Origin of the sequence: Vibrio sp. EJY3, assembly GCF_000241385.1 — a bacterium.
Classification (GTDB): domain Bacteria; phylum Pseudomonadota; class Gammaproteobacteria; order Enterobacterales; family Vibrionaceae; genus Vibrio; species Vibrio natriegens.
Genome location: NC_016614.1, coordinates 266715 through 293034, shown reverse-complemented (window position 1 = coordinate 293034; position 26320 = coordinate 266715). Strand labels below are relative to the sequence as shown.

Genomic DNA, 26320 nt, shown 5'->3' with positions numbered 1-26320 from the left:
GACTGACAAATGCTAACTCCATTAGATCGAGATCAGTTCTCTTCCTCATTTCGTTTTATAAAGTCATTGTTCTTAAGCTGCAACGAAGATCACATGCCAAATCAAGCCATTCATCACCATCTCTGCAGAAACATGACTTTTCGCCAGCGTGTTTGGGCACTACTGTTTGTGGTCGTAAGTATTCAGTTACTCTTGATAGGTGGCTACTTTCACTACATTTTATCCGAAACTTTGACCCATCAAGTCAGCACCCGAGCGGTGATTCAAGCACGAGAAATTGCCAGTGACCCACAGTTAATCGCTGCTATTGCAGAGCACAATGACGCCGAAGTGGTAAAGCAAATTGCTCGCTTGCAGAAAATCTCCGATGCAGACTTTATTGTGGTGGGCGATGATCAAGGCATTCGTCTTGCTCATCCTGATACAGAAAAAATCGGCTATCCGATGCAGGGCGGCGATAACATACGAGCATTAGAGCAAGGCGAACACTATTACTCGATTCGTAAAGGTAGTCTTGGCGTTGCAATTCGGGGTAAATCTCCGGTGATCTCGTTACAAGGAGAGATTATCGGCGTGGTATCCATCGGTTACTTATTAGATACCGTCAGTAGCTGGTTACTGTTCTATTCCTATCCCTTTTTCTTCGCACTACTCATCATTTTGGCCTGCTCAACCTTAGGCGCGTGGGCATTTTCTCGTCACGTTAAAAAACAGATGTACGGCATGGAGCCGGAAGAAATTGCGCTCTCTCTTCGAGTGCAAAACTCAGTTCTGGAAGCGGTGTATGAAGGCATTATTGCCATAGATAAACAAGGGCGCTTTCTGTCCGCCAACCAAGAAGCCCTAAGTATTCTTGGGATTGCGCACCATTTAGACTATCTTCGCGGACGTATGGCCAACGAATTTATTACCCCATGCGAATTTTTCTACGGCGTGACAATGAATGGTGAGCAAGACATTCAGGAACGTCAACATGAAGTCATCACCTGTAACGGCGAGACCTTAGTTGCAACACGAGTTCGCATCTGGGAAAACGATAATGATGTCGGCTGGGTGGTAAGTTTTCGACCACGTAACGACAAGAGCACGCTCAATTATCAGCTCAACAACATTCGTCAACAAACCGATAATCTGCGTGTGCTGAGTCATGAGTATGCGAACAAACTTTCCACTATCAGTGGATTGATACAAATTGGCGCCTATGACCAGGCGCTAAAAGCGATTCGCCAGGAAACGGAGACTCATCAACAACTGATTGATTTCATCTCGCGAACCTTTAACTCAAAAGTCATTGCTGGTCTACTTCTTGGTAAGTATACCCGCGCCCATGAGTTGGGGTTAACCCTTGAGTTCGACCCATTTTGCCAGCTACATCATCCCCCAACGCGAATTACCGAAGACGAACTTGCCGCGATCATCGGTAATCTGCTCGACAATGCCTATGAAGCCACGCTTAAAAATCCAGACAGCGATAAACAAATCACCATTTTGCTTTCAGATTATGGTGAAAATGAACTGATTGTCGAAGTGGCGGATAATGGCACCGGAATTCCTTCTAAAATAGCAGAATCCCTATTTGAAAAAGGGGTGACAAGCAAAGAACAACTAGGCCACGGCATCGGACTCTACCTTGTTCACCACTTTGTCACACGTGCTGGCGGCACGATTGTGGTAGATGACGCAGAACCAGCCGGAACAATTTTTTCTTTATTTATTCCTAACGTGAGTACAGAAGATGGAAACCTATGACGTATTGATCGTCGAAGACGAAACCAACATCGCCGAGTTTCACTCGTATTATTTACAGCAAACACAACGCTTTCGTCCGATTGGGATCGCCAAAAGCGTGGCAGAAGCTAAAAAGATGATTCAATTGCTTAAACCGAAACTGGTCTTGTTGGATAACTATCTTCCAGATGGCAAAGGCATTGATTTACTGAAGGAAATAACGGCCTCAAAAAGCTCACCTGATGTCATATTTATCACTGCCGCTAATGATATGGAAACGGTACGTGAAGGGGTGAGATGTGGTGTGTTTGACTACCTATTAAAGCCGATCTCGTATGACCGTTTAGCTGATTCTCTGGAGCGTTACCTGAAATACACCAGCTCATTGAATTCCAACGACAGTATTAACCAGCGCCATGTTGACGAGTTGTTTAACTTTCAATCGAAAACCGCGCATCTACAGCAATTACCTAAAGGCATTGATGAATTAACGCTTGATAAGGTCACCGAGGCTTTTGATGAAAGTGAAGAACTTTATACCGCTGACACTTTGGGTAAAGAAGTGGGCATCAGTAAAACCACCGCTCGTCGCTACCTTGAATTTCTCACTGCGAAAGGCTTTGTTCACGCAGTCATCCAACACGGCCGCGTTGGCCGTCCAGAACGCGTTTATAAAAAGAGATAATGGAAACGGGTGGCAACACGTAACAGAAAGCTCGTTGCGTGTTGCCAAATATTACAACGTCAGATTGGCAGGGATCACTTCCGTGCCTTCAGCGATCTCGAGTGGGCTGTCTAGATTTTCACTGTGCGCTTTGCACAATGGAATGACGTACAGTTGCTGTTCGTCATTTTGAGCTTTCACTAACACTCCATGAGTGTGTTCAACAACGCAATTAACCTCACTGCAATATTTATCATGCTGAGAACTAAAGTGTTGCCAGTATGAAAGCCACTCTTGCTTCGCTTTATCATTAATGAGCTCATCAGAAACATTACTTACAATCATATGCAGACCATTTTGTTTGTTTGGGAATGCCCTGATTAAACCGAAAACTGCACGGGTAAATTTCGCTTTAGCTCAAAGAAAAGCATGAGCTTAATGCCCTCTTCGGTTTTTAAGTTTTTAATTGTTATTGGCGTCTATTTAAAGGCTAAAAGCCTGTTCAGAGGGGCTGATAAAATCCTTCCACTCACGTTCATGCCCCGTTACTATAATTGAAGCAATTTGGTTAGCGAGCTCTTAGTTATCATGTCAGATAAAATTACGGTTTGGATTGGCGTATGCTCGTCAATCATCACCATTATTCTTAGCGTGATGAATTTCAATCTAAATGCTGAAATGAAAGAAATTGATGCCTATGTCAAAAAGGTGGAAGCGGACTTAAAACAAAAGACCTTTGAGCTGGAGAAATCCAAAGAGAATACATCTCGGTATGAGTTTATTAATAAACTCATGCCTGATTTACTGGTTGATGATAAAAAGCATGTTGTTCTTACCACTAATCTGATTGCTTTAGTTCTCGATGAATCCGAAACCGAGCAGCTGTTTAACGGCCTCGCGAGTTCAACAGAAGAGAATGTAAGTAGTGTAGGTAAAATTGGCATCGCAACCATCACAAGCGTCCAGGAAAACAAATCGAAATATCAATCAGCAATTGAATATGAGGCAAAAGCTTTTGACGCTTTAGTGAGTGAAGACTTTGCAAATGCAATAAACTACCTCGATTTGGCCGAAGAGGTGTATCCCTCTTTTCATCAAGTCTATGAAATTAAAAAACTCCTACAGGAAAACGTAGCAAATTTGCATGACGAAAATACAAAAGCAGCGGTTCTGAAAAAAATCGTGTTCGAACTCAGCTGGAAAGCCCCTCAGCCACAGCTCAGTCAACTAAAAGAAATGGTAGAGTGAATAGTGGAATAAATCAGTATATTCGACTCACAAGCGACTCTGCCTCACGCCCCTTTAAAACCAATTCAACCAAGAACGCCTAAGCGTTTTCAAAATCTTCTATTGATGAAAACCCACCTTAGTCATCAAGCTTTTGGTATCAAAGTCGCTTTAAAACTGAAGGCTCTACAAACCCTAAAATAACCGGTGCAGTCATTCAATGAGAGAAAGCAACCCAAGAGCTATCATGGTTAGATGATGACGATCTTATTCACTTGTAAACAAAACGTTAAAAAAGTAATTGTGACTTCAAGGTGTTTTCTTATATAAACGGTTAATACAACCTAAGTGTCATTACGCTGAATCATGCAATTCTTTCGTTTTGGGCAAGGAGACCACGAATGCTTTGGATTGTTATAAAGTACCTTACCACCGCGGCTGTTGTCGTTTTGATTTCTGAAGTCGCAAAACGAAGCGATAAATTAGGTGCTTTAGTTGCGGCTTTACCGACAGTCACAATCTTAGCTTTGATCTGGATGTACATTGAGGGACAGGGAAGCCACAAACTCTCTAATCATGCGTTTTATACTTTCTGGTATGTACTACCAACGTTACCTATGTTTCTGCTCTTTCCTTACTTGTTGGCTAAATACTCTTTTTGGGTCACATTGCTAATAAGCTGCTTAGTATCCATTGTTTGCTTTGGCCTTACTCATATGTTGGTAAAGCAGTTTGGGATCAACTTGTTGTAAAGCTTGAGCAAAACAGCGTGACTCATACCATCCGAAACACTAGGCAGTAAAAAGCCCACCGAAGTGGGCTAAATATCTAATGCCAAACTGTTTACTGAGATAAAAGCTCTTCAATCAGCTGACATGTATATTGCAAGTTTCCTTGCTCAACGACATTAGCGAGCCCTTTTCTCGGCTCATCGAGAGTGCCTGGACCATGACCATCACCCGAAGGATCCGCTGAGTGACCTCCCTGATCAAAGTCTTTCTCTTTGATAGTTTCCATGGTCAAGGTTCCCCAGTTGCACTCTATGGTCATAGATTGGATCGGTGGGCCCGCATAAGCAAACGATGCAAATAGGGTTGCGAGCCCAGCAAAAAGCACAGGTATACATACTTTAGATATTTTCATAATCTCCTCCGTTATTTTTACCTGTCTAGATGGCACGTGTACCGCCTTTCACCATCGTTTTATATGTAGCCCACAATCTCTGATACGTTCCTGAATAGCCCTTTGTTGAACCAAAGACTGACAAATAAAAGATGCTCGCCAGGCGTTTGAACTACACTTTTCATGGAACAAAACTAGTCGATAGATTGCGACAAAAGCACATGGTTTAACGTTGGGCATAAGGTTCGAAGAAGGAGATAAATAACATGGCACAATACAAAGTTGGCTACTTCGTAGGTAGTTTGTCTTCAAACTCAATTAACAGAATGTTAGCCAAAGCACTGGCGCGTTTGGCACCGCCGGAACTTGAATTAGTAGAGATCCCAATCAAAGATTTGCCCCTTTATAGTCCCGATTATGATGCCGACTTTCCTCAAGTAGCACGAGATTTCAAGCAAGCTATCGCCGATGTCGATGGTGTTCTGTTTGTGACTCCAGAGTATAACCGTTCAATACCAGGGGCGTTGAAAAACGCTATAGACTGGGCGAGTCGTCCATGGGGACACAACTCATTTACTGCCAAGCCTTCAGGGGTAATCGGTACGTCTCCCGGTTCGATCGGGACTGCATTAGCGCAACAAAGTCTGCGCAGCGTATTGTGTTTTTGTAACTCCCCGCTGATGAATACCGTCGAAGCTTACGTGCAATTTAAGCCGGGACTCATTACTGAAGATGGCGTGGTGACCGATGAGAGTACAGCAGAATTCCTGAGTAACTACATGGTTGAGTTACATGCCTTCATCGTCCGTGTACTCACGGTACTTCCAAGAAAATCGTAAAAGACATAGCTGCACTCAATCTTTGGGGATAGCTAACACAGAGCAGAATAAAAAATGGCGGCGCTGATGATCTTTATGAAATAACTCAGTACGCTGCCATTTTTACGCGAATGCGACCACGACTACCCTGTCACTCTGAGGCCCCTTAACACCATATCAACGACAAACTCCTGCGCTTTTTCAAATTCTTCTGTCGACAGGGGGCCACCTTTAATCAGCCTGATTTCGGTATCAAAGTCGGCGTAAAATTGGGTCGCTCCCCAGATCAAAAACAACAAGTGCAAAGGCTCGACCGGACGAATCAATCCCTTATCGATCCAGGATTGAATAATCGTTGCTTTGCCTGCTGCCCAGTTCACCATTGGGAATTGAATGGAATCCGCAATAATAGGCGCACCTTGAATGATCTCTTGCGCGAAGATTTTCGATTCTTTTGGGTGTGTGCGGCTGTATTGCATCTTACCGACGATGTAATTTCTTAGCACTACCTCTGGCGGTAGCATGGCGGCTTGTTCCGAAAAACCGTCATTCCATAGCGTGAGAATGTCTTTCAATAACGCCTTATAGATGCCAGTTTTTGACTTGAAGTAGTACAGCAGGTTCGCTTTTGGTAGGTTCACTCTGTCTGCAATAGCCTGAACAGAGGTGCCTTTGTAGCCATGCTTAACGAACTCATCTGCCGCAGCTTGTAAGATTAGCTCTTCATTACGCCGTCTGATCTCACCGACATTCGCTCGTTTCGTTTGCCCTGCTTCTACCGTCAAGTTGACTCCTTACCTTTCGACTTTTTGCCTTCACCAATCGTAGTAAATCGCTGTTCAGCATAGCTGGCTAAAATACTCATTGGCCTCTTTACACTCATAAACCTATCGTCAAAGTACTTTACAAAATACGCGCCAACCCAGAGAGCGCTCAGCGAACCGCTGATATCGGGGTTCCGAATTACTCAGCAAACAAGACCTGCATCAAATGAGTGCAATGTATACAAGAGTTAGCACCAAAATTGTACACAATCCAGTCGTCTCATCAGTTCCCTCCAAATTATTGGGGTTTTCTGGCACGCATATTATGCTTGATATAAAAGCCTTCAAGCTAAAAGTGGAAAGTTATTTTTAAAAATACGACCAATTGGTCAGGTTTTTGCTTTAGTACTTATACCAACTGGCTAATACCAACAAATCGGCCAGTTATGCAAAGACGAAACAAATAACAGATTCATCCTTAGCTTGTGCTTTCGCCAAGACTGCGCGAGCTATTTGGGGCTCTTTAGTTGACCATATGGACAGGTTTTTAACAATAATGAATAGAGGAAGTTATGTTAGAGCTCATGATTAATAATGATGTCGTCAAAGTGGCATCAGCAAAAGCAGACACCATGCTTTTGAACTACCTGCGTGAACAAAAACACATGACAGGCTCTAAAGAAGGGTGTGCCAGTGGTGATTGTGGCGCTTGTACGGTAGTCGTCGTTGATACTGATGACGCAGATAAACTGAGTTATCGACAAATCAACGCCTGCATCACCCCAATTCATGCTCTGCACGGTAAACAGATCATTACCGTCGAGCACCTAAAACAAAACAACCAGCTTCATCCTGTGCAGCAAGCGGTTGTCGATCATCACGGTTCTCAATGTGGCTTTTGTACGCCGGGAATTGTGATGTCTCTCTATGCGCTGTCAAAGCAAGAAGTCGCGCCTCACAACCCAACCCATTATCTCTCTGGCAACCTGTGCCGATGCACGGGCTACGGCCCATTGATTGAAGCCGCAAACTCGATTGCGGCATGCCATATAGATGATCCGCTTAGCGTTCATGAAGCTAGCGTAAAAACATGGATGGCCTCAGTTGCAGACACAAATGAGCCGAACTATGCGCGCCCAAAAAACCGTCAGCAACTCGCTCAGGCAATCAAAGAGATGCCAGAGGCAAAAATGATCGCTGGCGGGACGGATTTATCATTAGAAGTGACTCAGCAACACAAACCTCTGGCGCAACTGATCGACTTATCTCACGTCGATGACTTACTGACAATCACAGAAACTTCGGCAGGTTGGCGCATTGGTGCGGCAGTTCCGATGACGCAGGTTCATGAACTCATTAAACAACATTTCCCAACCGCTGATGAAGTGATTGAACGCTTGGGTAGTTTGACTATTCGCCACAGAGCAACGCTTGGAGGCAGTCTCGGCCACGCTTCACCAATTGGCGATATTGCCCCACTACTTATCAGCCTGCATGGTCTGATTGAATTAGATGATGGCGAAGACAAAGTGTTACTGGCACCGGAAGAGTACATTACGGGTTACCGCCAGACCGCCCTCCAGCCCAATCAGTGGATCAGCGCGATTCACTTACCACAGCTGGCTAAAAACGAACGCCACGCTATCTACAAAGTGAGTAAACGCTACGAAGATGACATCGCGACAGTCACATTGGGACTGAACATGGCGTTTGGTTCTAACCAATGTGTCACCAACTGTATCATCTCGGCTGGCGGAGTAGCCGCAAAATCGGTACGCCTTAGCCAGTTAGAAGCGCTATTTATTGGTAAGCCATTGTCGCTTTCTGTCGTGCAGCAAGCTCAGGAAATGGTACCTCAGGTGATTCAGCCACTGAGTGATGTGCGAGGCAGTAATACTTATCGAGTCAAGTTGGTTCAGAACCTGCTTAAACGTTTTTATTTGGAGTCTCAGAGTATTGAGACAAGGTTGGTGCAAGATGCGTAAGTTAACTCAGGTTGAATCGGGACAAACCATACTCCCTGAATCCCAACAAGTCGTAGGGAAATCTTACAAGCACGAAAGTGCCGATAAGCAGGTCAGCGGTGAAGCGCTCTATGTTGATGATTACGCAACTCCCGCTGGATGCGTACATGCGGCTGTTGTGACCAGCACCATCGCTAAAGGTCAGATTACACAGCTCGACTTATCGGAGGTTGAGTGCGCTGAAGGTGTCGTTAAAGTACTGACAGAGACCTCGATTCCCGGAGAAAAGGACATTGGTACCATTTTCAAAGGCGATCCCTTACTGGCGATAAATAACGAGATTAAGTACTTCGGACAGCCTATTGCCCTCATTCTGGCGACCACACATGAGCTAGCATGGAAAGCCGCAAGCCTGGCGAAAGTGGAGTACACCGAAACGGGCGATCTGGCGCTGACGTACCCAAAAGCCGCATCACAAGATCCCCTTTTGCCTACTCACCAGATGGGTAAAAAAGTCGAACAACAAGTTTTTGACCAAGCGCCGGTTTATATTCACGGCGATATCCATGTCGGTGGTCAGGAACACTTCTATTTGGAAGGTCAGGTAAGTCTTGCAGAATTAACCGAAGATGGTGGCATATTCTTGCGTTCTTCAACCCAAAACCCGTCTGAAGTTCAGAAGTTGGTCGCTGAAGTATTAGACATTGATTTTAACCGAGTCACGGTTGATATGCGTCGTATGGGCGGAGGTTTTGGTGGTAAAGAAAGTCAGGCGGCTCAATGGGCATGTCTGGCAGCGCTTGGGGCACACCATACAAAACGAGCAGTAAAAATGCGTCTTCCTCGCTCACTCGATATGACGGTCACTGGTAAGCGTCATCCTTTCTACAACCGTTACCAGCTTGCGGCAGACGCTCAAGGCCAAATCATCGCCGCAAACATCGAAGTAAACGGTTTATGTGGTCACTCGCCTGACCTATCCGACGCAATTGTCGATCGCGCCATGTTCCATGCCGATAACGCTTACTCACTCGGCCAGGCATGTGTGGTCGGCAACAGGCTCAAAACCGATATGGTTTCCCACACCGCATTCCGTGGTTTTGGCGGACCTCAGGGCATGATCGTGATTGAAAAAGCGATGCAGGATTTAGCGCTTCAAGTCGGCCAGGATGCGCTCGACGTTCGTTACAAAAATCTATATCGCGATGGAGCACAAATCACACCGTATGGTATGGAAGTCGAACAGCATGACGCAATGCTGGATATTATGCGACAGCTTGAGAAGCAAAGTGACTACCGCGCTCGCCGCGAGGCAATTAGTCAGTGGAACCAAAGTAACCCAGTGCTGAAAAAAGGTCTGGCTTTAACTCCGCTTAAATTTGGGATTGCGTTTACGGCAACACACCTTAACCAAGCGGGAGCTCTGATCCATGTTTACACCGATGGGACACTTCAGGTATCACACGGCGGGACAGAAATGGGCCAAGGCCTGCATACGAAGATTCAGCAGATTGTTGCTCAGTCTTTCGGTATTGATATTAACAAGGTGCTTGTCACCTCAACCCGCACAGATAAAGTGCCAAATACCTCGCCAACAGCAGCGTCTTCTGGTGCCGATCTTAACGGTATGGCGGCGCACAATGCAGCGATGGAAATCAAACAACGCTTACTTGATTTCGCTTGTGAACATTATCAAGTGGAAAAAACGGACATCGTCAACGGTGAGCTTGTCGGTATTGAAACCTCACCGAAATACCAACACCCCGTCAGTTGGGCGGAGTTAGTTCAGTTGGCGTATATGAACCGTATTTCGCTCTCTGCAAGCGGATTCTACCAAACACCAAAAATTGGTTATGACCGAAGTACCGCGACGGGTCGTCCGTTCTTTTATTTTGCCCTTGGAGCCTCGTGTTCAGAAGTCACGATCGACACTCTAACTGGCGAAATGCGCGTTGAAAAAGTCGACATTCTTCATGATGTGGGTAACAGCCTGAATCCGGCGATTGATAAAGGACAAATTGAAGGTGCATTCATTCAGGGCATGGGCTGGCTAACCACAGAGGAATTGGTTTGGGGTGAGAATGGTCACCTGCTAAGTAACAGCCCGATGAATTACAAGATCCCGACCATCGGTGACTACCCGAAAAAAATGCATGTTGATCTGTACGATCAGGCCAATCCGGAATACAGCATTTACCGCTCTAAAGCGGTTGGCGAGCCGCCATTCATGCACGCGAACAGTGTCTGGTGCGCAATTTACGATGCAGTAGCCTCAATCAGTCAACATCAAAGCGCTCCAGCACTACACGCGCCAGCAACAGGTGAAGAAATCCTTAACGCTTGCGAGCATCAGCAACAGTGGCTTGAAGAGCAATCAATGCAGGAGGAAACCTATGTCGTCGAACAATGATGCCTACCTGTCGAACCCGGGCATGAACTGGTTAGCCGCCTGCCAGCAACTTGAGCAACAAGGTCAGGCTTACTGTATTGCAACGGTTCTGGCTTATGTTGGATCAGTGCCGCGATCCAGTGGCGCGAAGATGGTTATCTCTGCTCAAGGCCAGTTCGACACGCTCGGCGGCGGCAACCTCGAATACCAGGTGATCGCCAAAGCGCGTGAAAACCTGGCGCTTCAACACGCTGAACCAATTATCGAACGCTTTGCCCTGTCTGCGGATCTTGGACAATGCTGTGGCGGAGCGGTGCAAGTGATGTTCGAGTTTTTCCAGACACAAACGCCACAGGTTGCAATATTTGGTGCCGGACATGTTTGTCAGGCACTCACTAGCATCCTCAGTGGATTGCCTTGCCATGTAAAAGTCATCGACAGTCGTCCTGAATGGCTGTCGCCTTTATCGCAAAAAGGAATAGAGACGTCGCTACATGCCAATCCGGTCGATGCAATTGAAACACTAAAAGACAACACATTTGTGTTGATCATGACGCAAGACCACGCGCTTGATTTTGAGCTGACTCAGCAAGCGCTAGAAAGCAAGCGCTTTGCGTATGTGGGCTTAATTGGCTCACAAGGTAAAAGCCAACGTTTCAGGTTCCGCCTTAAAGAACAGCTGAGCAACGTCAACTTGCTCGATCAGCTCACCTGCCCGATTGGGAATCCAGACATCACGGGCAAATTACCAATGGAAGTGGCGGTCTCAGTATCTGCCCAATTGATGGAACGGTTTAAGCGACACCAAGCTAACAAACAACATAATGAAATGCAGCCCGATGTAAAACAACAGAACGAAGAACAATGGCAACAAGCCAATCTCGCACGCAAAAATATCAGGGAAAATCATCAATGAGTACAGTAAACCTTGCCTTGAGCCTAAGTGATGAACAGCTGGAAAGAATTTGCACCAGCCAACGTTGGCAGCAAGAAATGAAAATCCGCATGCCGTTTGACTCAATAGATTCTTTACTTCGTAGCGCAGAGATTGCCTTTACCAAGTTAAAAGAAAACGACTGGCTGGAAGCATTTGCAGGTCACCCGATGATTGGTGATCTCAATAGCCTGAAAAAGAAGTACTCACAAGGCAAAGACCTCAGCGAAAAAGAGCAAAAGAGCGTTAAACAGGCTTCTACCGATGTGTTGCAAGAACTGCTTACGCTCAACCGAAAATACCACGACAAATTTGGATTCATTTTTATCGTGTGTGCCACCAACAAGACTGCAGAAGAGATGCTCAACCTACTCAAAGGCCGAATCAATCGTTCTCGGGATGAAGAGCTACATCAAGCAGCGCTAGAACAACAGAAAATCAGCAAAATCAGAATGGAAGCCTTGTTATGAAACAACTCAGTTGCCACGTGTTAGATACCGCAAACGGAAAGCCCGCAGCTGGTATTCAAGTTCAGTTATTTGGCCTCAACGACCAAATATGTCTCGCGGAGGCCACCACCGATCAAGATGGTCGCGCCAAGTTCCCAGAGCTAATCTTGGAAAAACAGGGTTATACGCTGCGCTTTCTTGTCGCACCTTATTGTGATGCGCAGTTTGGTAGCGCTTTCTTTCCTCTTATAGACGTAAATTTCAACGTCTATGACGAGGGTAACTACCACATTCCTCTTCTTCTATCCCCATTCTCTTATTCAAGCTACCGAGGAAGTTAGAGGGCAATGCCCCAAAGAGAAGAGATGATTGTTCTTCAGTGAGGCAGTTGGGCAAATCCCCCCTCTCAAAGAACAATCTTTAACGAACGCATGTTCAAGGAATCAAAATTTAAAAAGGAATATTACGATGTGGCCGCAACTGTATGAATGGCTGGCGCTGTTTATCAAATGGTTTCATGTGATCTGTGGCGTCGCATGGATTGGAGCAAGCTTTTACTTCACATGGCTGGATAATAACTTAGAGACACCGCCAAAATGGAAAAAAGATAAAGGCATCAAAGGTGACCTTTGGGCAGTACATGGTGGTGGATTTTACGAAGTCGCCAAGTATCAGGTAGGTCCGGAAAAAATCCCGGAAAAACTGCACTGGTTTAAATGGGAAGCCTACGCCACCTGGCTAACCGGCTCTGCGTTGATGATTTGGATGTACTATTTCAACGCCCAAGCATATCTGATTGACCCTCGTGTCATGGAGCTAACTTCTCTGCAAGCAGTCGGGGTTGGCGTTGGTGGCATTCTACTGGGCGTGGTAGTTTATGAAGCATTAATGCGTTCACCTTTAAGCCGAAATACAGCCCTGTTCAGTGCAGCACTACTTGCGTTTGGTGCGCTGTTTTTCTACGGCTTTACCCAACTGTTCAGCGGAAGAGGTGCGTTTATTCATATGGGTGCGCTCATTGGCTCGATTATGGTCAATAACGTCTTCCACAAAATCATTCCTGGCCAACGTAAAATGGTGGCGCAAGTTACCGCAGGTGAAACCGTGGACCCCGCTCCAGGCTTAGAAGGAAAGCGCCGCTCTATTCACAACAACTACTTCACTCTGCCAGTAATCTTCTTGATGATCAGCAATCACTATCCAATGATCTATCAACATCCACTGAACTGGCTGATTGGCTTTTTCGTTATGATCATCAGCGCGTATATTCGCCATTACTTTAACCTCAAACATATCGGGCAAAATAGACCAAGCGTTCTGTTAAGTGGAGCCTGTGCCATGATGGTTCTGGCGGTATTGGTAAGTTGGCAGTCTTCTTCTCGCAGCGCATCACAACCTACCGTCGCCAATGCAGACAGCCCACATGCAGCAGTAGCGACTGAAGTTTCATTAACGGAAGAACAGAAGATCGCAAAACAGATCATCAGTGAGCGCTGTAGCCAGTGTCATAGCTCTACACCAACGGATGATGTATTCAAGGTCGCGCCAAGCGGTGCCGTTTTTGATAGCTGGCAAGATATCGAACGCTGGAAAGCAAGAATTCTGGTTCGCTCGGTTGAAAGTGCTGATATGCCATTTTTGAATAAAACCAAGATGACTGATGAAGAGCGACAACGCCTGAAAGAAGTGTTGAATTAACCTCTCTGCTCACTCGTCATTTGAAGCCACCTGAAATCTAGGTGGCTTTTTTTATGGTAATTTCAATCGATTAAGTGTGTGTAAAACAAAAAAGTGACGGGTTGTACATGCACTAAATTGAGCATTCTTGCACCAATACGAAACAATATTCTCCGTCAACTTAACAAGGTTTTCTCCTAACCCACTGGAATAACTTGACTAACCAGTCAGGAAGTTTGTGGCACAAAGATTGCTCAGATGTATTCATAAAATAGTACACAATAATGAATACAAGGAAGTCAGTATGTCTCAACAGGAAACCCACGACCTCATATATGGGTTAGAAGACAAGCCCAAAGCCGGCGCAGCACTTTACGCAGGGCTACAACATGTACTTGCGAGTTTTGTCGGAATCATTACTCCAACCCTCATCATCGGCGGCGTGCTTGGACTCGGCGAGCACGTTCCTTATCTCATCAGTATGGCGTTAATCGTGTCAGGGATTGGCACCTTTATACAGGCGCGCCGTATCGGCCCAATAGGCGCGGGGTTAGTCTGCGTTCAGGGCACCAGTTTTGCGTTTCTGAGTTCTGTCTTGGCGGCAGGCTTCATCGTTAAATCACAAGGTGGTGGTCCAGAAGATATTCTGGCAATGATCTTCGGGGTGTGTTTTGTCGGTGCCTTCGTCGAAATCATCCTTTCTCAGTTTATCAGCAAACTTAAACGTATTATCACACCTGTCGTGGCGGGTATCGTGGTAACAACGATAGGTATATCTTTGATTAAAGTCGGAATGACCGACCTTGCGGGCGGGTTCAACGCGCCAGACTTCGGCTCATGGAACAACCTTGTTTTGGGGACGGTTGTTTTAACCACCATCATCGTTTTAAATCGCTCTAAAAACCTAATGGTAAGATTGTCGTCAATCTTGATCGGTATGGTTATTGGCTATGTTCTGGCAGCCTTTATGGGCATGGTCAACTTAGAAGGGGCGTTTAATCAGCCTTTAGTCAGCGTCCCTGTTCCATTCAAATTCGGGTTTGATTTTGATTGGTTTGCATTTGTCCCAATCGCTGTTATTTACGCCATCACTGCCATCGAGTCAGCAGGCGATATTACGGCGAACTGCATTATCACCAAACAACCCGTGTCGGGCCCACAATATCTCAAACGAATTAAAGCTGGGATACTTGGCGATGGCGTGAACTCGCTGATTGCTGCGGTATTTAATACTTTTCCGAACACCACATTCAGCCAGAACAACAGCGTCATTCATCTGACTGGCATTGCAAGCCGCTATGTGGGCTACTTTGTCGCACTTATTTTGGTGGCTCTCGGATTGTTTCCTCTCATCGGTGCCATTCTGACTACCATCCCTAAACCGGTTGTCGGCGGCGCAACCTTAGTCATGTTTGGTACCGTAGCAGCAGCAGGAATTAAGATCATTGCGAATGAAGAGTTAGATCGCCGAAACCTAATGATTCTCGCCGTTTCATTTGGTATTGGTTTTGGCGTAATGCTCGTTCCTGAAATTCTGGAAGGTATGCCAAAAATCATGCAGAGCGTTTTCGGCTCTCCAGTAACTACCAGCGGTATTGCAGCGATTGTAATGACGTTAGTGTTACCCGAAGCATCAAACGAAGGTGCGCAGGAAGCAAACCCAAAAAAATCGCAAAAAACGCTTTCTAAACCAGCATTGGAAAAGTAACAAGGCTCAAGCCAACCAAAGACTAAACCACAACGGCCACTCCGATGATAACTCACGGGGTGGTCTTTTATGATCTTACTGAGCTATTTGGCTGTTTGGCTGTTTGGCTGTTTGGCTGTTTGGCTGTTTGAAACATAAACCATTACAACATTTCCGCATCAAAACGCGCAGTGCGAGCTTGAGCGATTGTACAATTGGTTTCTGCCATTAATTCAGCCAGGGTGACGTTAGGGTTCTCCACCACTAAACGAATCAACTTGGCTTCCAGCGGCTCTAATTTATCCTGATGAGCCACGAGTCCGACTTCCATCTTGTTGATCACAAAACACAGCGCCTCTGACTCTTCTGCTTTGAGATGATCAAGAAAGGTTTTCAAATCCAATGCCTCACCAGAAACCTGCCAGTTTCTGGAACGTCGGACACGCTTCAACTCACACCCCTTCTCCATCGCAATCATTTTGGCCCGCTTAGCGTGCTCGCCACCAATACGGTGAATCAGCGAAGGCAATGGGATGGTGAGCTTGTTTGAATGCATAGAAGGCGTCATATCATCAGAAATAGACACACATTTTAAACTTAGCTTGCTGATTTTTCATCTTTTCGCCACACAGAGAATGAAATGTCGTTAACGCATTGAGTTAATAAAAAGGCCTACCTTGCTAAACAAAGTAGGCCTTGTTGATTTGATGGAATGAATCTATCGGTAATTAAAGCTCTTCGCCGTAGATGTCGAAGGAGAAGTATTTCGCAGCAATCTTGTCGTAAGTACCATTTGCACGAATGGTTTTGATCGCTTGGTTAAACTTCTCAGCCAATTCTTTATCATTCTTACGCAGTGCTAGTGCCGTACCTTCACCGATGTAAGCTTTATCCGTTACAGCTTCGCCAACAAACTCATGACCTTTGCCAATGTCTTTGTCTAAAAACGCCAGCGCAAGTTGGTCTGAGTTACCAAAAGTCGCATCCAAACGGCCATTTGCCATATCCAGATACACTTCGTCCTGACCTGAATAACGTTTGATGGTCGCAACCGAGCCAAATTTATCCGTCACGTACATATCGTGAATCGTACCGCTTTGAACGCCAATTACTTTATCTTTTAAACCAGCTTCACTGATCTCAATGTTGTTGTCTGCTTTAGCAACAAAGCGAGCTGGCGTTTGGTAATACTTGTCGGTAAACAGTACGCGTTTTTTACGATCGTCAGTAATACGCATTGAAGCCATGATCACGTCTGATTTTCGCGCAAGCAGGCTCGGGATCAGAGAATCCCATCCTTGTGACACCCAGGTACACTCAAGCTTCGCTTCTGCACACAAGGCGTCTGCGATTTCGATATCAAAACCAACCGGCGTACCACTAGCATCCTTGTAATTGAATGGTGGGTACGTAAAGTCAGAAGCCAGACGAACTTCCTTTGCCATCAAAGGAGTCGATAGTAGTGCGGCGGTGCAAGCTAACGCGCTCAGAATTTTTTTCATGTGTAATGTCCTTATTATATTTCGATTGATGGTGTCACTAGATTGGTGTAGTTACAAATAGTTTCCGCCACTTCCTGCATGCTCTTTTCCGAACCGATCGTGATTCGAACACAGTTTTGCAGACTAGGCTCATGAGTCTGGTTACGCGTTACGATGCCTTGCTCTCGTAAGTATTCAAAAAGATTCATATCCGGCTTAGTGCGAATCAATACAAAGTTAGTCGCCGACGGGTAAATTGTTTCAATCCAGTCAAGACCTTCAATACGTGCAATAAAACGTTGACGAGATTCAATCAGGGTACGGGTATGAGCCGCTACTTTCTCTAGCCCTTCAGCACTTAACGCTTGGAGAACGATTTCTGCTGAGCTGTCTGGCATCGGGTACGGGGGAATCAGCTTGTAGACAAAATCCATAACCGACTGCTGAGCGATAATAAACCCGCATCTTACCGCGGCCAAACCGAAAGCTTTAGACAAAGTGCGAATCACAACCAGGTTTGGATAACGGTCAATTAGCTCAACGACACTTTGGTCAAGTTCAAATTCGATATAAGCCTCATCAACAACCACAATGGCGCTTTGCTGTGTCTGCTCTAACACGTCAACAATCTTTTGGGAGCTCAACAACTGACCCGTAGGGTTGTTTGGGGAGCATAAGAATACCAGATTCGCCTTCTCTGCTGCTTGAACCACACTCTCAACGTCGAGATCAAAGTTCGGCAAAAGCAGTGGAGAGTCGATAACATCAATCGCCAATGATTCAGCACAAAACTCGTACATCGCATAAGTCGGACTGCATATCGCGATGCTGTCTTTACCTGGCTGACAGAAGGTACGAATGAGCAAATCAATTGCTTCATCCGCACCACGTACTGCCAGTGTTGGCTGTGACGTTGAGCAGTAAGCCTGGTATGCAGATGCAATATCATGAGGCAAAAAATCCGGATAGCGATGCAGTGGAGACTGGTGCTCTTTGTACAGCAGCGGCTCTTCCAACTCGTTCGCATTAAGCCACAATCTCCCAGCGCCGCCAATGCGTCTTGCAGACTGATATGGTATTAACTTTTTTATGCTCTCAGGAGCTAACTTCTCAGCTAATGACATTATATTTATCACCCCAATGTGAATACTTAATCAATATTTGGTATTCATTCTGTATTTAATTTCTTTATTGATAATAAATTAGTCAAGAATCGCTTTCGGTTAAATCGAATTAAAGGCATACTAGCCATGCAAAAAAATCATGGATAGATGACATGCAAACTAGACTCCCTTCGACAAAAAACCTGCAAGCGTTTTTAGCCACAGCGCAACATCTGAATTTCACTCACGCTGCAGAAGCGCTTAACATGACTCAAGGCGCGATCAGCCGCCAAATCCAGTCAATCGAGAGTCTGATGGGTGTTGCATTGTTTTATCGTCAGGCACGAGGACTGGCTCTGACTCCAGAAGGCGCGAAGTTTATCCCTCTCGCAGAAGAAATCATTCATCGCTTACAAATGTCGATTCGTGAAGTGGTGGATAGTGCAAACCGAATCAAGTTGAACGCACCAAGCTGTATTACCACATGGCTGTTAGGTCACATCGCCAATTTTCAGCAAGCTTATCCTGATGTGAATGTCGAACTGACCTCAACCACCAAGCATCAGGCGATACCCAACTTCGATAGTTTTGACTTAGTCATCTCATACGGAAAACCCATCCGCAATAAAACCATTGAACAAGTACTATTGTTCGACGAGCTTCTGGCTCCAGTATGTGCGCCACAGTTGTGGGAAAAGATGGCATTGTCTGTTTCAGAAGAAACAATAGATGAGCTAAACCTGCTCAAACGTTGTACTTGGCTTCATGCGAATACGGAGCAGTCAGACTGGTCGATGTGGCTGGCGTCGCGAGGATATCGCAATGTTCAGGGCAAAGGTAACCAGACTTTTGCCACGCTTGATCAGGCGGTAAATGCAGCCCAACAAGGCTTTGGCATGGCGATTGGTGACATTACTCTGGCAGAGCAAGACTTAAAATCAAAACGCTTAATACAGCCGTTCGACAGCTATGTCGCTTCTGGAAATGGTTATCACCTGCTCAATCCAAAACACGAACGCAATTCGATGGTAGGCAAACTGGTCAGTTGGTTGGCGGAGCAAAGCGAAAGTAATCGTGACCAAAACTAGCTAGTGTCAAATTAAGACAGCCGTTTTGTAGGGGAGTGTGGTTGGTAATAAACATGAATATATAAGGGATGTGATAATGATGCGGAAGCCGGTGATACTTACGCACCACAATCACCATAAGAACTCGATTTAGTTCTTTATAATATTACTGATTCTGTTTAAAGAAACGTTCAGCACTGGCAAAAAGAGATTCGCAGAGGTTTTTCTGCTTGTTGTACTCATCAGAACCTGCGTCCATTGATTCTAGGACTTCTTTGGCACTATGGTATTCTTTAACCATTTGCTCAAACTTCGCTTCATAGCCGCTTTTCTTATATTTTCTTGGCGATTTATCTTGTCTTTTTCGCATTCTTGTTCCTGTTTGAACATATTTATCAAAAGTATATTAAACATGCAGCCTATATTTTATATATCCGCTTGCATTGGCTTAAATAAGCCTGATTCAACATACTACTTTAGTACTCATTAACGATGATAAATAAGCATTTCAAGCAATGAAAAGTTATCTAAACGATCATAACATTTGGGGCTGAAAGACCTTTCAGGTCATGTTCAGTTCTGAATGCTAATTTGTGATCTTCTGATAGATACTTAAACATTCTGACGCTATTTTTTAACCCTCGTTAATAGTTGAAAGCAAAACTGAGACTATTTAATGGAAGATAAAGAATAAGTTGCTATGGGAGTTGTATAACGATATGACTCGAAAGAAAACTGAGAAGAGACTCGAACTATATGTTTCATCAATAGCTCACGTTTCGGAGCTGTACTCACTATACACTCATTACAATAAATAGATAGATATTTTCCATTTTCCTCAGTAGAACAGAGGCTGTCTCTATGCCTGTTGTGGTTTTATAAGAAGAACACAACACAGAAATATCATTAAAAATCATAAAATTAGAACAACAATTGCGCATCTAATTTAAAATCACAGCCTATGACTACTTTACTGTTGCTCCTGCAATGAAGCCTGCACAAACTATAGTTTGACCACTGTATTGCATTTTCTATTGCAAAAAACGAATGCTTGAAGAACAAGGAAAAATTAAAAAATGAAAAAGCTAGCCTTTATCAATTTTATCGGTATACTGCACGTCAGCTCTTAAGAAAAGAGCTATTTAATTATTTTAAGATCAAATTTCTCTCAGTTCCTCATCGATTTCCTCGTTTACGTTCCTGCGACAAAGTATTTATCTCTAAATCATCTAATAGCACTTATTAGCTAATAAACTTAATATTAAAACTATACAAATATAGAGGTATCTATGTCTAATAAATCAACTGGTTCAGTAAAGTGGTTCAACGAAACTAAAGGCTTTGGTTTTATTTCTCCTGAAAATGGTGGTGAAGACTTGTTTGTTCATTTTCAATCAATTGTCTCAACTGGTTTCAAAACACTATCTGAAGGCCAAAAAGTCTCGTATGTTGTCGAGCAAGGCAAAAAAGGCCTACAAGCTGGCGAAGTTACTGTAATGTAATTCGTTATATGGCATCGATGTTCATCGGTGCCTCTTCTCTCCTCTTTATATCATCGCAAGTCTTTCACCCAAGTCTATATACCCAAATAACTTGAACTTAAACGTTAAAATTCAGTTTGCAACGCAAACCAACCTTTCTAATAAGTCATTTCAGTATATATCTTTGGCAAAAGGCCAAAAACAATCCCCTATAATAACTAATGTGATTCATATCTGAATCATTTCGCCTAGTGCTTTACTCATATAAATAGGTTTATATAAAAAGCGATTGGCGAATAAAAGAGAATTAAATGAAAATAAATATATCCGCTCAATCAATAAACCACACTAAATATGACGATATTATTCCTAGCCGAGATTTTATTCTTAGCTTGTTCGACAAAGTCAAAAGCTATTTAAGCCATGAACAGATCTCTCACTCTGCGGGCTTGGATGAAAAACCACAAAAAGACGCCTTGAAAAAGCGCTTACGTGCAATGGAGCGAGACGGGCAGTTGATTTTTACTCATCGTAGAGGTTACAAAAAAGTCGATCAGGCTTTTTTAGTTACAGGGAAAATAAGTACTCACGCTGACGGCTTTGGCTTTGTTACATACGACAGCAATGAAAAAGACCTTTTCTTACCTAAACATCAACTGACTCATGTTTTCGATGGCGATATCGTGCTGGTTCTGAAAGGCAATGCTCAACAGCAAGGTCGTTCAAACCACCGCTTGATCAAGATCGTGGAACGTAAAACGATTCATATTGTTGGCTTGTTAAAGAAAAAAGGCTCTAACTTCTATTTAGTGCCAGAAAGCACAAAACTGACTCAAACCATCCATGTCACCCCAAATGAACTCATCGCCAAAAATGTCGGTAAACTCGTTCATTGTAAAGTCACTGCATACCCGGATCACAGACAATCAACCACGGTTGAAGTCGCAGAAGTATTGGGTCGTGCGGGAGAGGCTGGCATCGAAGTAAAATTGGCATTGCGTCGCCATGGCATCAATGACAAATGGGATAAGGAAGTACTCCATGCAGCTTCCGTATTTGGCTCTCAAGTCGACGAAAAAGACAAAACATCTCGCGTGGATTACCGAGATTTACCTTTCGTCACTATCGACGGGGATGATGCCAAAGACTTTGATGATGCGGTTTATGGGTATCAAATGGACAATGGTCAATGGAAGCTTTTCGTCGCAATCGCTGACGTATCTCATTATGTCCAACCAAACGACCACTTAGACCTTGAAGCACAGTCGCGTGCAACATCCGTTTACTTTCCTGGGTGTGTCGTGCCAATGTTACCAGAGTCATTATCTAACGGTTTGTGTTCACTAAATCCTAATGAAGATAGATTAGTGATGGTATGTGAGATGACCTTTGATAACGAAGGGAACATGCTAGATTCGGAGTTTTCTGAAGGGATTATTCACTCACATGCCAGGCTGACGTACAACGAAGCTAACCGGATTGTTATGCAGTCTCCTGCGAGAACAAAATACCAAAGCAACAATCCTAAAAATAATATCTCTCAGCATTTGGTGAATCTTCATCGCTTGTATCTGAACTTATCTGGTCAGCGTAAAATCCGTGGAGCCATTGATTTTGACACTCAAGAGCTCGCTTTTACGTTAAATAACAAAAAGAAGATTGCTTCTATCGTTCCAGTTGTTCGAAATGACGCCCACCGAATGATCGAAGAGTTTATGCTCTGCGCTAATGTTGCTACAGCACAGTTTTTAGAGCGACATAAAATATCGAGTCTATATCGCGTGCACTCCGGCCCTCAAATGAAAAAGCTATCTTCATTGAGAATGTTACTTGCAGACAGAGGACTAACGTTAGCAGGCGGTGATAAGCCAACCTCTCACGATTACAACTCGTTATTGGAACAAGTTCGAGAATTGGATGAGAGCGACATAATACGCACCTTGCTCTTGCGCTCTCAAAGCCAAGCTGAGTATTCGCCTAAAAACATGGGCCACTTTGGTTTAGCTTATGATGCTTACGCGCACTTTACCTCGCCAATTCGTCGTTACCCTGACTTACTCGTTCACCGCGCTATTCGAGCCAAACTAAGAGAACAAAGTAATGGCAAGCTACGTAGTCTGTTATTGAAGTTCAACCCTATACGCAAACTAGCCGGCATAGAGAATAACTACCCTTACGATACAAAAACGATTGAGCAGCTCAGCGTGCATTGTTCACATCAATCTCGCCAAGCTGATGAAGTAAGTCGTGAGGTTGAGTCGGCGCTAAAATGTCATTATATGAAACCATTCATTGGACAAAGCTTCATGGGGACCGTTTCTGGTGTTACACACTTCGGTGTTTTTGTGGAGTTAGAGGAAAACCGAATTGAAGGCCTCATACCATTATCAAGTTTCCAGAACGGGGAGTTTGAATTTGATGCGATCAAACAAAAAATTGCCAGCCCAACCACTACCTTCACGTTAGGTACTCAAGTCAAAGTGACCGTGAAAGAAATCGATTCTAAACAAAGAAAAATTATATTTAACTTCGCGGACTCTAGTGAATCGTCACTAAAACAGTAGACTCTTTGCCGCACAATAACCACCGTTTTCATAACTGACGACATCGCGCAAATGCGACGTTATGACCGAGAATAATGATACCAATCATCTATTTTTAGCCATAAAAAATGCCCCGATCTCGCAGGGCATTTTTGGTTACTAGTGATTATTTCATTTCCACCCAGTACTCTTTATTCGCTTCAAGTAAATCTTCTAAGATATCTTTCGCGACTTTTGCACTTGGAATAGTCGCGGACAGTGTCAACGCTTGCCACAATTTTTGTTTAGAGCCTTCTACGTGTGCTTGTACCACCAATTTTTCTACCGACACTTGTTGGTTCATCATGCCTTTTTGGAACTCTGGGATTTCACCAATTTGTAAAGGCTTCGCCCCTGTATTATCGACAATACAAGGGATCTCAACCATCGCAGTTGGATCAAAGTTACTAATCGCGCCATTGTTCGGCACAATAAGCAACATACGCTCTTTGGTGTTAAACGCGATGGCTGTCGCTAGGTCAACAATGTATGAAGCGTGCTCTTCCACTTCGATGGTCGTATCTGTCGCTGTGCCATTAGCGATAATGCGGTGACACTCGGTAAACACTTCCTTCTCACGACCTTCCATAACTTCGTTCGCACGGGTGTGCTCTTTGTTCGAGTGTTCTACGACGTAATCAGGGTACATATAGTATTTCAGGTACGTGTTTGGAATGGTTTCTGGATCAAGCGCATACACATCGCGAACTTTAATAAAAGTCTCCTTCCAGGATTCATCGGTATGCTGAGTGCCATTCATCGCACTTGGTGGCAAATAACCATACTCTGTGATGTATTCTTTGATACGCGGCATAAGATCTTCACCTGTTGCTGCGTCTTTGAATTCTTTCCACCAACCAAAATGGTTAAGACCATAGTACATAATGTCGAACTGTTTACGATCGTCATAACCAAGGATCTCTGCAATACGAGTCTCGATACCGATAGGCATATCACAGATATTCAGTACTTTTGAGTTAGGACGCATTACACGGCACGCTTCGGCAACAATTGCAGCTGGGTTTGAGTAGTTCAACATCCAAGCATTTGGCGAGTATTTCTCCATGTAATCAATCAATTCGATGACAGCAGGAATAGATCGTAGACCATAAGCCATACCACCTGCGCCACATGTTTCTTGCCCTACACAACCGTGACGCAGTGGGATTTTCTCATCTTGCTCACGCATTGCGTATAGACCCGCTCTAATGTGAGCCATACAGAAATCAATATCGGTAAACGCTTCTTCTGGATCCGTGGTGTAAGAAAATTCGATATGCGGTGCACGTTCTTTCAGCAAAATTTTACACGCTTCCGCCACGGTTTCCTGACGCGACGCAAAGTTATCGTAGAACTTCAGTTGACGGATAGGAAAACGCTCTTGGTTTTCTAGCAGCATCATGACGATGCCAGGAGTAAATGTTGAACCGCCGCCTGCAATAACAACTGAGAATTCTTTTTTCATAATATGCCTCTCTTTTTTCGGGCGACGCCTCCGCCGCCCATACAATACTGGTTTAAAATTCTTTGATTAATCGTCTGGTCTTAGCGAGCCGGGCTAAGCGTTAGTTCCGATGCTTGTAGTTCTGGCTCATATTCATTAACAATCTTTTCGCACTCCTCACGTAACTGGGGCACATTCAAACCGATGATTACTTGCACGGCATTGCCACTTTTTACTAAGTTCACCGCGCCAGTACTCATGAAATATTCAGCGGATTCGACTTGATCTGCATCTTTCACCGTCACGCGTAAGCGAGTCGCACAGTTACTTAAGTCGGCTATGTTTTTGACACCGCCTAAGCCATGAATGGTCTCAAATGCTTGGATTTGCAGTGGGCTGGCACCTTGATTGTCTTTGCCCGTAATTCCGTATTTTTTATTAAAGTCCTCTTTGGAATGCAGTTTCATCTCGGCTTCACCTCGACCTGCAATTAGCACATCGAACTTAACGATCAGGTACTTAAATACGAAGTAGTAAAGAACTGTAAAACACAAGCCAATCGCGATTTGCGTCACCACCATACTGGTATGGTTACCTAGCAGTGGAATCCAGGTACCCGTTGCAAATTCAATTAAGCCGCCACCCATATTGCCGACCACACCAAAGCTGTACATCACCATTGCCATAGTGCCAGCGAGCAAAGCGTGAATGGCAAATAGCCATGGAGCAATAAAGAGGAAAGTGAATTCAAGTGGCTCTGTAATTCCAACCATCACGGCAGTTAATGTGGCAGGGATTAGCAATGCAGCAACTTTTTTGCGGTTTTCTGGTTTAGCCGTGTGGTACATCGCGAGTGCGATACCTGTGCAACCAAAAATCTTGGAGTTACCGTGTAATGCAAATCCACCAGCAGGGAAAAGGTCTTGCATAGATTGGCTAGATTGAGTGAACACTTCTAGATTGGTAAACCAGTCCACAGCAATTCCATTTGGCGTTGCCACATTACCGAACACAAATGGGGCATACACGAAGTGATGTAAACCTGTTGGGATTAAGATTCGCTCCAGAAAGGTATATAACCAAACACCAAAGGAACCCGAATCAACCATAAAGTTCTGTAAATTTAAAATCCCATGTTGAATTGAAGGCCACACATACAACGTTAACCAAGCAGAAGGAAGCATAGCGAAGAACGAAAGCATCGCTACAAAAGAGGCACCTTGGAAAATGCCTAAATATGCGGGTAGCTGTTTTTCAAAGGTACGGTTATGAATCCAGGTAACCAAAGCGGAGATTATAATGGCGCCAAAAATACCAGTATCGATGGTTTTAATGCCCGCAATTTCGGTCAATCCTGAAGTTCCACCGATAGGTTGAGAAAAGTCGACACCAAAAAACTCTCCCCAGAAACCTCCCATCGCGCCAATAAAGTAGTTGAAGGATAAGTACGAAACCATCACAACCATGGCAGCTCTGGCATGAGCGGTTTTAGCTAAACCAATTGGTAATCCAACGGCAAACAATAGCGCCATATTTCGGAAGATGGTCCAGCCACCTTCTTCAATAACTTGTAACACTTGATAATAAAGACCGCTTTTATCGGCTAAATCACCAACAAAAACCGGGTTTTTAAGAACAATGGTTAGCCCTACTAATATCCCGACAAACGGAAATAGTAAAACTGGGGTAAACATCGCTCCGCCTAAACGTTGTATCGCACTCAACATGGCAGGATCCTT

24 protein-coding genes are annotated in these 26320 nt (G+C 44.4%); 15 read left to right on the top strand and 9 right to left on the bottom strand.

The annotated features are described in order from the left end of the window. Positions 1 to 93: 93 nt before the first annotated feature. Both VEJY3_RS17255 and VEJY3_RS17250 read left to right on the top strand, forming a co-directional pair. Complete coding sequence (locus VEJY3_RS17255) at positions 94 to 1749, top strand: sensor histidine kinase (RefSeq protein WP_041170459.1); 1656 nt, start codon at positions 94 to 96, stop codon at positions 1747 to 1749. Beyond that, the gene (locus VEJY3_RS17250; RefSeq protein WP_014233689.1) at positions 1736 to 2413 is read left to right on the top strand and encodes a response regulator; all 678 of its coding nucleotides are present in this window, start codon (positions 1736 to 1738) and stop codon (positions 2411 to 2413) included. Before VEJY3_RS17255 ends, VEJY3_RS17250 begins: the two co-directional genes overlap by 14 nt. Positions 2414 to 2464: 51 nt before the next feature. On the opposite strand, the gene VEJY3_RS17245 is transcribed toward VEJY3_RS17250, so the two are convergent. Further along, on the bottom strand, positions 2465 to 2737 hold the full coding sequence (locus VEJY3_RS17245) for a hypothetical protein (RefSeq protein WP_014233688.1): 273 nt from the start codon (positions 2735 to 2737) through the stop codon (positions 2465 to 2467). Between the two features lie 243 nt (positions 2738 to 2980). Between VEJY3_RS17245 and VEJY3_RS17240 the strand changes: the two genes are divergently transcribed. Beyond that, a complete protein-coding gene (locus VEJY3_RS17240; RefSeq protein ID WP_014233687.1) occupies positions 2981 to 3640 on the top strand; it encodes a hypothetical protein in 660 nt (219 codons plus the stop codon). Positions 3641 to 4020: 380 nt separating this feature from the next. After that, positions 4021 to 4371 (top strand): DUF3147 family protein, encoded by a 351-nt coding sequence (locus VEJY3_RS17235; protein ID WP_014233686.1) that lies wholly within the window; start codon positions 4021 to 4023, stop codon positions 4369 to 4371. Between the two features lie 91 nt (positions 4372 to 4462). Here the strand turns inward: VEJY3_RS17235 and VEJY3_RS17230 are convergent, their stop codons facing one another. Next, positions 4463 to 4762 carry a hypothetical protein gene (locus VEJY3_RS17230; RefSeq protein WP_014233685.1) on the bottom strand — a complete coding sequence of 100 codons (300 nt, stop codon included), beginning with the start codon at positions 4760 to 4762 and terminating at the stop codon, positions 4463 to 4465. A 245-nt stretch (positions 4763 to 5007) separates the two neighbouring features. Between VEJY3_RS17230 and VEJY3_RS17225 the strand changes: the two genes are divergently transcribed. Continuing rightward, the gene (locus VEJY3_RS17225) at positions 5008 to 5580 is read left to right on the top strand and encodes an NADPH-dependent FMN reductase (protein WP_014233684.1); all 573 of its coding nucleotides are present in this window, start codon (positions 5008 to 5010) and stop codon (positions 5578 to 5580) included. Positions 5581 to 5702: 122 nt separating this feature from the next. Here VEJY3_RS17225 and VEJY3_RS17220 read toward each other — a convergent pair whose 3' ends face one another. Further along, positions 5703 to 6344, bottom strand: a complete 642-nt coding sequence (locus VEJY3_RS17220; RefSeq protein WP_014233683.1) for a TetR/AcrR family transcriptional regulator — start codon at positions 6342 to 6344, stop codon at positions 5703 to 5705. 551 nt (positions 6345 to 6895) lie between these two features. On the opposite strand from VEJY3_RS17220, the gene xdhA reads away from it, so the two are divergent. From xdhA to VEJY3_RS17185, 7 genes are all read left to right on the top strand, one after another. Further along, complete coding sequence (gene xdhA, locus VEJY3_RS17215) at positions 6896 to 8308, top strand: xanthine dehydrogenase small subunit (RefSeq protein WP_014233682.1); 1413 nt, start codon at positions 6896 to 6898, stop codon at positions 8306 to 8308. After that, the gene (xdhB, locus tag VEJY3_RS17210) at positions 8301 to 10697 is read left to right on the top strand and encodes a xanthine dehydrogenase molybdopterin binding subunit (protein WP_014233681.1); all 2397 of its coding nucleotides are present in this window, start codon (positions 8301 to 8303) and stop codon (positions 10695 to 10697) included. The genes xdhA and xdhB overlap by 8 nt, the downstream gene beginning before the upstream one ends. Next, positions 10681 to 11592 (top strand): xanthine dehydrogenase accessory protein XdhC, encoded by a 912-nt coding sequence (gene xdhC, locus VEJY3_RS17205; protein ID WP_014233680.1) that lies wholly within the window; start codon positions 10681 to 10683, stop codon positions 11590 to 11592. Before xdhB ends, xdhC begins: the two co-directional genes overlap by 17 nt. Next, positions 11589 to 12080 (top strand): 2-oxo-4-hydroxy-4-carboxy-5-ureidoimidazoline decarboxylase, encoded by a 492-nt coding sequence (locus VEJY3_RS17200; protein WP_014233679.1) that lies wholly within the window; start codon positions 11589 to 11591, stop codon positions 12078 to 12080. The genes xdhC and VEJY3_RS17200 overlap by 4 nt, the downstream gene beginning before the upstream one ends. Then, positions 12077 to 12400: a hydroxyisourate hydrolase gene (gene uraH / locus VEJY3_RS17195; protein ID WP_014233678.1), complete on the top strand. Its 324-nt coding sequence runs from the start codon at positions 12077 to 12079 to the stop codon at positions 12398 to 12400. The genes VEJY3_RS17200 and uraH overlap by 4 nt, the downstream gene beginning before the upstream one ends. Before the next feature lie 127 nt (positions 12401 to 12527). Further along, complete coding sequence (locus VEJY3_RS17190) at positions 12528 to 13757, top strand: urate hydroxylase PuuD (protein ID WP_014233677.1); 1230 nt, start codon at positions 12528 to 12530, stop codon at positions 13755 to 13757. A gap of 283 nt (positions 13758 to 14040) precedes the next feature. Continuing rightward, positions 14041 to 15444, top strand: a complete 1404-nt coding sequence (locus tag VEJY3_RS17185; protein ID WP_014233676.1) for a uracil-xanthine permease family protein — start codon at positions 14041 to 14043, stop codon at positions 15442 to 15444. A gap of 142 nt (positions 15445 to 15586) precedes the next feature. On the opposite strand, the gene VEJY3_RS17180 is transcribed toward VEJY3_RS17185, so the two are convergent. The 3 genes from VEJY3_RS17180 to hisC all read right to left on the bottom strand — a co-directional run bounded on the left by VEJY3_RS17180 (position 15587) and on the right by hisC (position 18031). After that, positions 15587 to 15979 (bottom strand): ribosome recycling factor family protein, encoded by a 393-nt coding sequence (locus VEJY3_RS17180; protein WP_014233675.1) that lies wholly within the window; start codon positions 15977 to 15979, stop codon positions 15587 to 15589. Between the two features lie 172 nt (positions 15980 to 16151). After that, entirely contained in the window at positions 16152 to 16925 is a 774-nt protein-coding gene (locus tag VEJY3_RS17175; protein ID WP_014233674.1) for an ABC transporter substrate-binding protein, read from the bottom strand. Between the two features lie 14 nt (positions 16926 to 16939). After that, on the bottom strand, positions 16940 to 18031 hold the full coding sequence (hisC, locus tag VEJY3_RS17170; RefSeq protein ID WP_041170457.1) for a histidinol-phosphate transaminase: 1092 nt from the start codon (positions 18029 to 18031) through the stop codon (positions 16940 to 16942). 149 nt (positions 18032 to 18180) lie between these two features. On the opposite strand from hisC, the gene VEJY3_RS17165 reads away from it, so the two are divergent. Further along, positions 18181 to 19095 carry a LysR family transcriptional regulator gene (locus tag VEJY3_RS17165; RefSeq protein ID WP_014233672.1) on the top strand — a complete coding sequence of 305 codons (915 nt, stop codon included), beginning with the start codon at positions 18181 to 18183 and terminating at the stop codon, positions 19093 to 19095. A gap of 145 nt (positions 19096 to 19240) precedes the next feature. Here the strand turns inward: VEJY3_RS17165 and VEJY3_RS17160 are convergent, their stop codons facing one another. Then, positions 19241 to 19444, bottom strand: coding sequence for a hypothetical protein (locus VEJY3_RS17160; protein WP_014233671.1), 204 nt, complete (start codon positions 19442 to 19444; stop codon positions 19241 to 19243). A 919-nt stretch (positions 19445 to 20363) separates the two neighbouring features. Here VEJY3_RS17160 and VEJY3_RS17155 point away from each other — a divergent pair. Then, complete coding sequence (locus VEJY3_RS17155; RefSeq protein WP_005483265.1) at positions 20364 to 20576, top strand: cold-shock protein; 213 nt, start codon at positions 20364 to 20366, stop codon at positions 20574 to 20576. 290 nt (positions 20577 to 20866) lie between these two features. After that, on the top strand, positions 20867 to 23119 hold the full coding sequence (gene rnr / locus VEJY3_RS17150; RefSeq protein ID WP_014233670.1) for a ribonuclease R: 2253 nt from the start codon (positions 20867 to 20869) through the stop codon (positions 23117 to 23119). A gap of 145 nt (positions 23120 to 23264) precedes the next feature. Here rnr and VEJY3_RS17145 read toward each other — a convergent pair whose 3' ends face one another. Together VEJY3_RS17145 and VEJY3_RS17140 are read right to left on the bottom strand one after the other, a co-directional pair. Continuing rightward, complete coding sequence (locus VEJY3_RS17145) at positions 23265 to 24602, bottom strand: 6-phospho-alpha-glucosidase (RefSeq protein WP_014233669.1); 1338 nt, start codon at positions 24600 to 24602, stop codon at positions 23265 to 23267. A gap of 80 nt (positions 24603 to 24682) precedes the next feature. Further along, a complete protein-coding gene (locus VEJY3_RS17140; protein ID WP_014233668.1) occupies positions 24683 to 26308 on the bottom strand; it encodes an alpha-glucoside-specific PTS transporter subunit IIBC in 1626 nt (541 codons plus the stop codon). Positions 26309 to 26320 lie beyond the last annotated feature (12 nt).